Origin of the sequence: Streptomyces sp. NPDC086989, assembly GCF_044745505.1 — a bacterium.
Classification (GTDB): Bacteria; Actinomycetota; Actinomycetes; order Streptomycetales; family Streptomycetaceae; genus Streptomyces.
This window is the reverse complement of record NZ_JBIVAL010000014.1, coordinates 137863-149911: the sequence shown is the minus strand read 5'-3', so window position 1 is coordinate 149911 and position 12049 is coordinate 137863. Positions and strand designations below refer to the sequence as shown.

Sequence of the window (12049 nt, the reverse complement as noted above, 5' to 3'; positions counted from 1 at the left end):
CTCCTTGCAGTTGCTTGCTGGTCTGTCGAGTCTAATGTTCCGTCGGCGACCGCGGTCATCGGGCTGCCGCAGGCGGGTCACAGCTTTGTCATACCTGCACACATCCCTGTACACATCACCCCGATGTCACACGCCACATACGGGCGTATACCCACACAGGTGTACGCACGGACGTACGCACGCGTGCCCGGTGCCACACGGGGTGGCACCGGGCACTGTGACCGGTCTTACCGCAGCGGGCGCGGTGTCAGGCGCGTCCGGCCGTCTTCTGGGTCTTGCGGGTGACCGAGTCGATCACCACGGTGGCCAGCAGCACCGCACCGGTGATCATGTACTGGATCGGTGTGGCGATGCCCTGGAGAGCCAGACCGTACTGGATCGAGGTGATGACCATGACGCCGAGGAGGGCGTTCCAGGTCCGGCCCCGGCCACCGAAGAGGCTGGTGCCGCCGATCACGGCCGCCGCGATCACGTTCATCAGCAGGTCGCCGCCGCCGGCGCTCTGGTTGGCCGCCGCGATCTTGGAGGCCCAGAAGAGGCCGCCGATGGCCGCGAAGGTGCCCGAGATCGTGAACACCGCGATACGGATGCCGACCACGCTGATGCCCGCGCGGCGGGACGCCTCGACGCTGCCGCCGAGGGCGAAGACGTTCCGGCCGAACGTGGTGCGGCGCAGCAGGAAGTCCGTGCCGGCCAGCACCACCACGAAGAGCACGACCGCCAGCGGCAGGCCCTTGTACTGGTTGAACACCGCGGCGGGACCGAAGGTGAAGACCGCCAGCAGACCCGTGCGCAGGGCGATCTCGCTCATCGGCCGGGACGGGACGCCCGCGGCCTCGCGGCGGCGGTTGTCGAAGAAGCTCGCCAGGAAGTACCCGATCACCGCGACCGCGGCGAGGCCGTAGCCGGCCGCCACGTCCGTGAAGAAGTACGTGGTGAGCTGGCCCACCACACCGTCGGAGTCGATGTTGATCGTGCCGTTGCTGCCGAGGATCTGCAGCATGGCGCCGGACCAGAAGAGCAGGCCCGACAGGGTGACCGCGAAGGCCGGCGCACCGATCTTGGCGAAGAAGAAGCCGTGGATTGCGCCGATCAGGGCACCGCCGGCGACGGCGGCCAGGATCGCCACCCACTCGTTGACCCCGTGGGTGACGGCCAGGACGGCGAAGAGGGCACCCGCGACACCGCTGACCGAGCCGACCGAGAGGTCGATCTCGCCGAGCAGCAGCACGAAGATGATGCCCACGGCCATCATGCCGGTGGCGACCATGGTGATCGCGATGTTGGTGAGGTTCTCCGGGGACAGGAAGTTCGCGTTCAGCCCCTGGAAGATGCCGCAGATGATGATCAGGCCGACGACGACCGGGAGGGAGCCCAGGTCACCGGCCTTCATCTTGCGGCCGAACTCGCTCAGGTAGCCGGACAGACCCTGCTCGCGGACGAGCAGCCGGGGGTCCACCACGGGGATGGCGTCGGCCGGGGCGGCCGGGTTGGCCAGCTGGGCGACCTCCTCCGCCGAGGTGTGGTGTGCCGAGGTGTGGTGTTCGGTGCTCACTTGCGAGCCTCCCCGGTGCGGGCCGCCCGGCGCGTCACGGCGTTGTCCGTGGCTCCCGTGATGGCGGAGATGATCTCTTCCTGCGACGTGTCCTTGACGCTGAAGACGCCGTTGTTGCGGCCCAGCCGCAGGACCGCCACCTTGTCGGCGACGGCCTTCACATCGGCCATGTTGTGGCTGATGAGGATGACGGCGTGGCCGCGCTCGCGCAGCCGCTCCACCAGGTCGAGGACCTGGGCGGTCTGCTCGACGCCGAGGGCGGCGGTGGGCTCGTCGAGGATGACGAGCTTGGGCTCGCCGAGCATCGAGCGGGCGATCGCCACGGTCTGGCGCTGTCCGCCGGAGAGCGAGGCGATGGGGATGCGGACACTGGGGATCCGGATCGACAGGGTGGTCAGGAGCTCGCGCGCGCGGCGCTCCATCTCCACCTCGTCGAGGACGCCGCGGCGCTTGAGCTCGCGACCCAGGAAGAGGTTGCCGACGACGTCGATGTTGTCGCACAGCGCGAGGTCCTGGTAGACCGTCGCGATGCCCAGGTTCTGGGCGTCGTGGGGCTTGCTGATCGAGACCGGCTTGCCCTCCCACTCGATGACTCCGTCATCGATGGGGTGGACGCCGGCGATCGTCTTGACGAGCGTGGACTTGCCGGCGCCGTTGTCGCCGACCAGGGCGACCACCTCGCCGGAGTGGATCTCGAGCTCTACATCGGTGAGCGCCTGGACGGCACCGAATCGCTTCGAGACCCCGCGCAACGCCAGCACGGGCGCAGCGGACACATGAACCATCTCCTTCGCCGCCTGACCGGCGGGGATGTCGTGCAGTAAGTGCAGGAGCGGGGTGGGTGGGGAAATCGTTTCTGCCCGGCGCCCCGCGGGTGGCGGGGAAGAGTGGGCGGGGCGCCGGGCAGGCGCGGGGGTCCTGGGGGACCGGAGGCCGCGGGGGCGGGCCTCCGGCCGGCAGGACGCTGGGGCCTCGGCAGGTCCGGGGAGGGCCTGCCTGCGGCCGGGGCCGGCCGTGCGGGGCCGGGGATGGCCTGCGGGGCCTGTGTGGGGCCCGGAGGGCCTACTTCAGGCCGACGGTGGCGCAGGCGGCCGCGTACTTGTCGGTGCAGATCTCGTCGGCCGTGTAGACACCGTCCTTGATGACAGTGTCCTTGATGTTGTTCTTGGTCAGCGAGACGACGGGGACCAGGACCGAGGCGATGCCCTTGTCCGTGGGGCTGTCGACCTTGGAGGTGGCGACCCCGTCGAGCTTCTCGCCCTTGGCGAGCGCGACGGCCATCTTCGCGGCGGCCTCGGCCTCGGGGGCGTACGGCTTGTAGACGCTCATGAACTGCTCGCCCGCGACGATGCGCTGCACACCGGCGAGTTCGGCGTCCTGGCCGGTGACCGGGGGCAGCGGGTCCATGCCGGCGGCCTTGAGGGCGGTGATGATGCCGCCGGCCATGCCGTCGTTGGCGGAGTAGACGCCGACGATCTTGTCCTTGCCCAGCGCGGAGATCGCACCCGCCATGTTGGTGTTGGCGTTCTCCGGCTTCCACTCCTTGGTGTCGTACTCCTTGCCGATGGTCACCTTGCCATCGAGGACGGAGTGCGCACCCTTCTTGAAGAGGGCGGCGTTCGGGTCGGTGACCGACCCGTTCATCATGACGATCTGGCCGGAGCCGGCCTTGTCGCCCAGGGCCTCCAGCAGGGCCTTGCCCTGGACCTTGCCGACCTCTTCGTTGTCGAACGAGGTGTAGGCGTCGATCGGGCCCTCGGCCAGGCGGTCGTAGGCCACGACCGGGATGCCCTTCTCCTTGGCCTTCTTCACCGATCCGGCGATGGCCTTGGAGTCCACGGCGTCGACGACCAGGACGTTCACCTTGTTGGTGATCATCGTGTCGACCTGCGAGTTCTGCGTGGTCGCGTCCTGCTTGGCGTTGGCGTAGACCACCTCGGCCTTGCCGCCCGTGAGTTCGGCGACCTTCTTCTCGAAGAGCGGCTTGTCGAACTTCTCGTAACGCGCGGTCTGGTTCTCCGGCAGGAGCAGACCGATCTTGATCGCGCCACCCGCGGCGGCGGAGCCGGACTCCTTCGGCTTCTCGCCGGCCTCCTTGGCGCTGCCACAGGCGGCAAGGGAAGCGGCCATGGCGGTGGCGGCGACGGCTACGGCGGCTCTACGCATGCGCGTGTTCATTTCTTGAACCTCCCTGACGAGGCCGCAACAGCGCGGCCGAGGTGGACGTGAGTCAACCTCGGCCGCAGTTTGTCGTCAAGGAGTGAATCCTTAACGAGATGACAACGGTGCCATCCGTTATCTAACTGAAGGCAAAAGCTTGAGGTTCGAAGAATCGGTCAGAAGGGTCGAATCACCCATCTCACTGAGCACCAGCGCGAGTGCGCCCAGCACCTCCGCCCGACCGCCCAACGATCCCGTGAGCACCGAGAGTTGACGTGCCGCACTGGGGATCGCGTACCGGCTCACGGACTCGCGTATGGGGGCCAGGACCAGCTCACCGGCCTCGGCCAGCGAGCCCCCGAGCACCACCCGGCTCGGGTTGAGGACGTTGCACAGGTTCGCGACACCACTACCCACATGGCGGCCGACGTCGGCGATGACGCGGCGGCACCCCGGGTCGCCCTCCCGGGCCAGTTCGACGACCCGCTCCATGGTGAGCTCGGGCCCGTGCGTGCTCTGCAGCAGCGGCAGGACGTACCGGGCCGCGGCGAAGGTCTCCAGGCAGCCGCGGTTGCCGCAGCGGCAGACCGGGCCGGACTCGTCCAGGGTGATGTGCCCGATCTCGCCGGCGGTTCCCCCCGGACCCCGGTAGATCTGGCCGTTGATCACCAGGCCGGCGCCCACGCCGCTCGCGACCTTGATGTAAGCGAGGTCCTTGACCCCCCGGCCGCTGCCCCACACCAGTTCCCCGAGCGCTCCGAGGTTGGCGTCGTTGTCCACGTACACGGGCACGCCGAGGCGCTGCGAGAGCTCCTGGCGGGGGTTGATGCCGGCCCAGCCCGGCAGGATCGCGGTGGAGCCCAGGGTGCCGGACTCCACGTCGATGGGGCCGGGGACGCCGAGCCCGACGCCGATGACCTTCTCCCGGCCCACCCCGATGCCCGCGATCAGCTCTCCGACCAGGGCCTCGGCCCGGTCGAAGCCGTCCGCCCAGGAGGCGTCCACGTCCAGCGGGGCCGATTCCTCGGCCAGGACCTGGTGGGCGAGGTTGCCGACGGCCACCCGCAGGTGGGTGTGGCCGAAGTCCACGCCGATCACGATGCCCGCGTCACCGCTGAGCGAGACGCTGCGCGCCCGCCGGCCGCCCGCCGAGGTGTCCGTGACCTCGACGGTCCCCCCCTCCTTGAGTTCGCGGACGATGTTGGAGACCGTGGCCGCCGACAGTCCGGTGGACCGGGCGATCTCCGCCTGGGTCAGCGAACCGGCGAGCCGCACGGCCCGCACGACCCGTTCGAGATTCGCGCGGTGCAGTGAAGACTGCGATCCGGGAGTCTGCACGACTCATCCACTCCTGCCCATTAGCGACGGCCGACCGTCGCCCCCCGAGCCGGCATCACGGCCTGGTGCTCCGAGACCCCGGCGTCTCTCCAACTTGTGAACCTTAAGTCGAGCCTTTGGCCTTCCAGACGTCAAGAGGCTGACACGGAACGAAACGGCCACTTCCGGTCATAAGTATGAGAGACATCCCTCGTGATCGTGTTACGGTCGCTGAGGCGCCGGTCCTCTGCGGCCTTTCCGGCCGGACGGGCGCCCCGTCATGACAGCGCTGCGCGAGGAGGTGTTCGGGATGAGTCCCGACCGAAGTCCTCGCAGCGCTCCCGTCGGCTGATCCGGATCAGCCGGTCTCCCCCTGAGTGCGCACGGCCGCGGCAATACGCCGCTCGGCCGCGGTTCTCCGCCGCCCCGTGCGGTCCTGCGCTCGTTCTCACTCCCCCTTCCCTCCGCATGCCCGGCCCGCTCCCCGGGCGTGCGTCATCCATGCCCCTCGGCGTGCCCGACGGCGCTCCGCGCCGCCCCGCGCCGACCCACGATCACTCCACGTGACCGCGCGGCTCCGTGCTGCCCGGACGCCGTGGAGGGAGGTATGCGTCATGACCATGCTCACCCCCCGTACCCCGGCCAGGCTCGCACCGCCGGGCCAGGGCCGCCGCGAGCGCAAGGCCGCCGAGCTGGAGACCCGCACCCGGCTCGCCGGCGAGCGGCTCGCCGGGTTCAGCGCCCGCCCCGGCGTCCAGGTCCTCCAGGAGCTCTCCACCACCCGCGACGGCCTCACGCACGCAGAGGCGGCGCTGCGCCTGGAGCGGCACGGTGCCAACGTCGTCGCCCACGAGCGCGCCCCGCGCTGGTGGCTCCAGCTGGTGAAGGCGTTCTGGAACCCGTTCATCGCCGTCCTGGTCTTCCTCGCCGCCGTCATGTGGTGGCAGGACCCGGCCGACCCCGGCGTCGTCATCCTCTCCCTGATGGTGGCGGTCAGCGGGCTGCTGCGGTTCTGGCAGGAGTTCCGTTCGGGCCGGGCCGCCGACGCGCTCAGGCGGCTCGTCACGACCACCTGCGCGGTGCAGCGCCGGGCCGGCGGCGGCTCGGGCCCGACCACGTTCGAGGTGCCCGTGGACCAGGTGGTCCCGGGCGACGTGGTGAAGCTGGCCGCCGGGGACCTGGTCCCGGCGGACCTGCGGCTCATCACCTCCAAGGACCTGATGGTCGGCCAGGCCGCGCTGTCAGGCGAGTCCCTGCCGGTCGCCAAGGCCGACCTCCCCCGGCGCTCCTGCGGGGGGTCCCGCGGCGCCGAGGACCTCGGCCGGTGCGCGACGGCCGACCCGGTCGAAGCCGACAACCTGGTCCTGATGGGGACGTCGGTCACCTCCGGCACCGCCACCGGGGTAGTCGTCGCCACCGGCGCCGGGACCTGGTTCGGCTCGATGGCCGGCTCGCTGGCCGGCGAGCGCCCGCAGACCAACTTCGACAACGGCGTGCGCAGGGTCAGCTTCCTGCTGATCCGCTTCATGCTGGTCATGGTCCCGGTCGTGTTCGCGGTGAACGGGCTCACCAAGGGCGACTGGGACGAGGCCTTCCTCTTCGGCGTCGCCGTCGCGGTCGGCCTGACCCCGGAGATGCTGCCGATGGTCGTCTCCGCCAACCTGGCGCGCGGCGCGGTCGCCATGTCCAGGCGGAAGGTCGTCGTCAAGCGGCTCAACGCGATCCAGAACCTGGGCGCCATGGACGTGCTCTGCACGGACAAGACCGGCACCCTCACCGAGGACCGGATCGTCCTGGACCGCTACCTGGACGTGCACGGCGACGAGGACGGCGAGGTCCTCGAGTACGGCTACCTCAACGCCCACTTCCAGACCGGCTTGCGGAGCCTGATGGACCGGGCGGTCATCGACCGCGTGGACGAGGCCGAGGAGGTTGTCGTCGACGCACGGTTCTCGATGGTCGACGAGATCCCCTTCGACTTCGCCCGTCGCCGGATGTCCGTGGTCCTGCGCCGCAACAGCGTCCTGGGGGACCTCGGCCGCCCCGAACACATCATGATCACCAAGGGTGCGGTGGAGGAGGTCCTGGACCTCTGCACCCACATGGCGGACGGCGGCCGCAGGGTCGCACTCACCGACGGGCTGCGCCGGTACGTCACCCGCATCGCCGAGGACGACAACCGCCGGGGGCTGCGCGTCCTCGCCGTCGCGACCCGCACGATCGACGCCCCCCGCGACACGTACTCGGTCGCGGACGAGGACCGCCTCACCCTGGTCGGCTTCCTCGCCTTCCTCGACCCGCCGAAGGCCGACGCCGCCCGCGCCCTGCGCGCGCTGGCCGGCAAGGGCGTCGCGGTCAAGGTCGTCACCGGGGACAACGACCTGGTGGCCGCCAGGGTCTGCACGGCCGTGGGGCTCGACGTCGGGCACGTGGTGCTCGGCTCCGAGACCGACGCCCTCGACCAGACGGCGCTGCGCGCGCTGGCCGCCCGTACGACGGTCTTCGCCAAGGTCAACCCGGTCCAGAAGGCCCGCATCGTGCGGGCCCTGCAGGCCGACGGCCACACCGTCGGCTTCCTCGGGGACGGCATCAACGACGCGGCCGCGCTGCGCGACGCCGACGTCGGCATCTCCGTCGACACCGCCGTCGACATCGCCAGGGAGTCGGCGGACGTCATCCTGCTGGAGAAGGACCTGACCGTCCTGGAGCAGGGCGTGATCCAGGGCCGGACCACCTTCGGCAACACGATCAAGTACATCAAGATGACGGCGTCGTCGAACTTCGGCAACGTCTTCTCGGTCCTCGTGGCGAGCGCGTTCCTCCCCTTCCAGCCGATGCTGGCGATCATGCTGCTGGTGCAGAACCTGGTCTACGACATCGCGCAGCTGGCGACGCCGTGGGACCGGATGGACGAGGAGTACCTGCGACGGCCCCGCAACTGGGACGCCCGGGGCATCGGCCGGTTCATGGTCTGCATCGGCCCGATCAGCTCGGTCTTCGACATCGCCATGTTCGTGATCATGTGGAACCTGTTCGGCGCCGACAGCGAGGCCGAGCAGTCGCTGTTCCAGTCCGGCTGGTTCATCGAGGGACTGCTCTCGCAGACCCTGGTCGTCCACATGATCCGTACCCGGAAGATCCCCTTCATCCAGTCCCGCGCCTCCTGGCCGGTGATGGTGATGACGGTCCTCGCGGTGCTGACCGGGCTGTACCTGCCCTTCTCGCCGCTGGCCGCCCCGCTGGGCTTCACGGCGCTGCCGGCGAGCTACTTCCCGTGGCTGATCGGCGTGCTGCTGGCGTACTGCACGCTCACGCAGCTCCTGAAGACCTTGTACATCCGCAGGTTCGGCACCTGGCTGTAGAGACGCGCCCGAGCCCTCGGCTTCCTCCGGTCGAGCGGGAGCTACTTGAGGGTGGCGGAGGTCAGCCCGGCCTGGATCTGCCGCTGGAAGGACAGGTAGACCACCAGCATCGGGATCATCGCGATGGTCACGCCCGCGAACAGCACGGGCAGGTCCGTCTCGTACCCCATCTGGTACTGCAGCTGGATCAGGCCCTGCGTGAGCATGTAGCGCTCGGGGTCCGATCCGGTCTGCGGCTGCATCAGCACGGAGGGCAGGATGTACTGGTTCCACTGGCCCAGGACATTGAATATCCCGACGCTGATCAGGCCGGGCTTGGCCATCGGCAGCATCACCTGGAAGAAGATCCGGGTGTCGGAGGCCCCGTCGATCACCGCCGCCTCGTACACGGCCGTCGGCAGCGTCCGGAAGAACGAGTGCATGAAGAAGACGGTGAAGGGCATCGAGTAGGCCACGTACACCAGGATCAGACCCTGGTACGTGTTGAGCATGTCCAGGCGCTTGACCATGAAGAACAGCGGGACGAGCGCGAGGAAGACGGGGAACATGGCCCCGCTGACGAAGAAGTAGTAGACGACCCGGTTCCCCGGGAAGGGGTAGCGGGCCAGGACGTACGCCGCCATCGAGCCGAGCAGCATGGTCAGCGGGACCGAGAACACCATCACGATCAGCGTGTGGGCGAAATAGTCGCCGATGCCCTTGTCCCAGGCCCGGGAGAAGGCGTCGAAGTGCCAGTTGGAGGGCCAGCTGAGGGCCGAGCCGCCGATCTGCGAGTCGGTCTTGAACGAGCCGAGCGCCAGCCAGATCAGGGGCAGGACGATCAGTACCGCCCAGACGGCGAGGAACCCGTGCGAGAAGACGTTGAGCACCGTGCCGTCGGAGGCGGGCTTCGCCCCGTCCCCGGGGCGCCCGCTGCCGCCGGGCCGCTCGGCGGAGTCCTCGCCCGGGGCCTTGATCACTGTGGACTGTGCAGTCATGGGGGATCTCCTCTCAGAACTCGATGCGCTCGCGGCGGGTGGCGCGCAGCGTGACGATGGAGAGGATCATGGTCAGGACGAGCATGACGACGCCCATGGCACAGGCGTAGCCGCTCTTGCCGAAGTAGAGGAAGTTGCGCATCAGCACCGTCGCCATGACCTCGCTGTGGTGGTCGGGCCCGCCGCCGAACTGGCCGGAAGTCATGGTCGACACCAGGACGAACATGTCCATCGCGGCGATGCCGAGGTAGACCGCGGAGGTCTGCACGGAGTCCCACAGCAGGGGCAGCGTGACCTTGAGGAAGGTCTGGGCGCGCCCGGCGCCGTCGAGGAGGGCGGCCTCGTAGATGTCCTTGGGTACGGACTGCATGGCCGCCGAGAAGAGCACCAGGTAGAAGCCGACGCCGTGCCAGACCACCACCAGGAGCAGGCACCACAGCACGAGGTCCGGCTGATTGAGCCATTCGACGGGGTGGGCCGGGTCCACCAGGCCCAGCTTGGTCAGGAACCCGTTGAGCAGGCCGCCCTCGTCACTGCGGTACACCGCGCCGAACAGCACGGCGAGGATGGCGAGCGAGAGGACCTGCGGGAAGAAGTAGACGATCTTGTAGACGGAGGAGCCGCGGACGCCGCGGACGCCCCCGGCCCCGCTGCGCCCTCCCGCGTTCACCATGAAGGCGAAGAAGAGGGCCAGCAGGATGGTCACGGTCGGGACGAACACCAGGAGCAGCAGGTTGTGCCACAGGGCGCCGCGGAAGACCTCGTCCTTCATCAGCGCCGCATAGTTGTCCAGGCCGACGAAATCGAACGTGGGCGACTGTCCCGACCAGTTGGTGAAGGAGTAGCCGAACGTCTGGATGTACGGCCAGATGACGAAAGTCAGGTACAGCGCGAGCGGCAGGAACAGGAAGCCGGCGATGAAGCCGGTCCGTCCCGTGCCCCGGGCTACTTGGCTCATGGTGTCCGCCCCTTGGACGTGTGTCAGCTGCGGTGGTTGTTCTTGGCGTTCGGGTCCTTGGCAGCCTTGTCTACCGCAGCCTGGGCCCGCTTGATCCATTCCTTTGGCTGGATCCGCTTGGCCATCAGCTCATTGGACGCGTTCTGGATCTCGGTGTCCATTTCGCTGTACCAGTCGGGGTACAGGTAGTTGAAGGTGTTCGATCCGGCGGTCTTGACGGCCGCGACCGCCGAGGCCGTGCCCGGGCGCAGCTTGACGTTCGGGTCGACGCCGTCCTTGACCACGGTGAGGGAGTTGGCCTGCTGGGCGAAGAGGGTCGACCATTCGCGGGACAGCATCGTCCGGAGGAACTCCAGTCCGCCGGCCTTGTTGGCGGCCTTCTCGGGGACGATGAAGGGCTCGCCCGCGCCGGCCCTGATGGCCTCGAAGGGCAGCTTGCTGTCGGCGAGGGCCGGCACCGGCAGGAACTTCATGTCGAAGTCCTCCGGGGTCTGCTTGAGCTGCTCGTTCTCCAGCCAGGAGCCGGAGGGGATGAAGGCGGCCTTGTACTGGTTCCAGGCGGTCTGGGACTCCGTGTGGGTGAGGCCGTTCGTGCCGGCCATCAGCAGGTCCTTCTCGACGACCTCGTAGACGGCCTCGACGGCGGCGAGGGCGGCGGGGTTGCCCTCGAAGGCGTTCGGTTCGAGGTTGTCGATCGCCTTCATGGCCTCCAGACCGCCCTTCTTGGCGATCAGGTCCATGATGACGACGTTGATGTAGTACGGGTACTTGCCCTGGTGGGCGAGTCCGCCGATGCCGGCGGCCTTGGCCTTGGTGCAGATGTCGAGGAACTCGTCCCAGGTCTTCGGCTCGGTCCAGCCCTTCTCCTTGAAGAGCTTGCCCGAGTACCAGAAGCCGTAGACGGTGTAGACGTAGTAGAGGGCGACGAACTTGCCGCCCTGGGTGCCCTGTTCGACGGTGCCGGGAATGAGCATGTCCCGGACCTTCCTGGCCGGGTCGTCGAGCGAGGGTGCGTCGAGGACGGCGGTGAGATCGGCGAGCTGGCCGCCCTTGGCGAGGACGTCGACCTTGATCTGCTGGGCGCCCGAGTCGTCGATGACGTCCGGCGGGTTGCCGCCGTTGAAGCGGGGCTGGAGCTTGGCGGCGATCTCCTGGGTGCCCAGGTGGGAGCTGGTGGTGCCCCACTTCTTGTCGAAGGCGGCCTCCCAGGCCTTCGCGTAGTCGTCGCCGAAGCCGCCCTTGAAGACGACGACGTCGAGCTTGCCGCCCTTGGCGACGCCGAACGGGTTCTCCTTGGTCACCGCCCCCTTGTCCGGCCCCTTCGTCGAGGTGTCCCCACCGCCGGAGGCGCAGGCGGACAGGAAGCTCATCGTGGGCACCGAGATCAGTCCCAGCGCTGCGGAGCGCTTGATCAGGTCACGGCGGCCGAGGCCCTCACCAGTGGATCCCATGCTCATGTCCTCGCCTTCGTCAGAAGTGTGAAGGAGGTCGGGACTCGACGAATGCACGTGGTCACCGCGCATACGGACATCGCCGCAGGTCCCCGCCGTCCCCCGGTCCGGTGCCGCTCGTACCGCGGTGATCCGGACGGGCACAGGTATAGTCCACTTCCGCTCGTGTGAGCAAGATCATGCACACGGTTGTCTGTCAGCTTTTCCGAGTTGAGACCTCCCCGAAACCTGGACCCGGCCGGAAAAGGCGGAAGGGCCGTACCCCCTTA

8 protein-coding genes are annotated in these 12049 nt (G+C 68.6%); 1 reads left to right on the top strand and 7 read right to left on the bottom strand.

The features are described from left to right. Nucleotides 1-247: 247 nt before the first annotated feature. The 4 genes from ACIPK4_RS30140 to ACIPK4_RS30125 form a co-directional block, all read right to left on the bottom strand. The gene (locus ACIPK4_RS30140; protein ID WP_054225825.1) at nucleotides 248-1498 is read right to left on the bottom strand and encodes an ABC transporter permease subunit; all 1251 of its coding nucleotides are present in this window, start codon (nucleotides 1496-1498) and stop codon (nucleotides 248-250) included. A gap of 53 nt (nucleotides 1499-1551) precedes the next feature. Continuing rightward, the gene (locus tag ACIPK4_RS30135; protein WP_054225816.1) at nucleotides 1552-2340 is read right to left on the bottom strand and encodes an ATP-binding cassette domain-containing protein; all 789 of its coding nucleotides are present in this window, start codon (nucleotides 2338-2340) and stop codon (nucleotides 1552-1554) included. Nucleotides 2341-2617: 277 nt separating this feature from the next. Beyond that, nucleotides 2618-3733, bottom strand: a complete 1116-nt coding sequence (locus ACIPK4_RS30130) for a substrate-binding domain-containing protein (protein ID WP_054225817.1) — start codon at nucleotides 3731-3733, stop codon at nucleotides 2618-2620. Nucleotides 3734-3850: 117 nt separating this feature from the next. Further along, nucleotides 3851-5053 (bottom strand): ROK family transcriptional regulator, encoded by a 1203-nt coding sequence (locus ACIPK4_RS30125; RefSeq protein ID WP_054225818.1) that lies wholly within the window; start codon nucleotides 5051-5053, stop codon nucleotides 3851-3853. A gap of 593 nt (nucleotides 5054-5646) precedes the next feature. Between ACIPK4_RS30125 and mgtA the strand changes: the two genes are divergently transcribed. Further along, complete coding sequence (mgtA, locus tag ACIPK4_RS30120) at nucleotides 5647-8394, top strand: magnesium-translocating P-type ATPase (protein WP_402318350.1); 2748 nt, start codon at nucleotides 5647-5649, stop codon at nucleotides 8392-8394. A 41-nt stretch (nucleotides 8395-8435) separates the two neighbouring features. Here mgtA and ACIPK4_RS30115 read toward each other — a convergent pair whose 3' ends face one another. Genes ACIPK4_RS30115 through ngcE form a run of 3 tightly spaced genes read right to left on the bottom strand, consistent with a single transcriptional unit; the run spans nucleotide 8436 to nucleotide 11780 of the window. Then, entirely contained in the window at nucleotides 8436-9371 is a 936-nt protein-coding gene (locus ACIPK4_RS30115; RefSeq protein ID WP_402318347.1) for a carbohydrate ABC transporter permease, read from the bottom strand. 13 nt (nucleotides 9372-9384) lie between these two features. Beyond that, nucleotides 9385-10329, bottom strand: a complete 945-nt coding sequence (locus ACIPK4_RS30110) for a carbohydrate ABC transporter permease (RefSeq protein WP_376199395.1) — start codon at nucleotides 10327-10329, stop codon at nucleotides 9385-9387. Nucleotides 10330-10352: 23 nt separating this feature from the next. After that, nucleotides 10353-11780, bottom strand: coding sequence for an N-acetylglucosamine/diacetylchitobiose ABC transporter substrate-binding protein (gene ngcE, locus ACIPK4_RS30105; RefSeq protein ID WP_054225821.1), 1428 nt, complete (start codon nucleotides 11778-11780; stop codon nucleotides 10353-10355). Nucleotides 11781-12049: the final 269 nt, after the last annotated feature.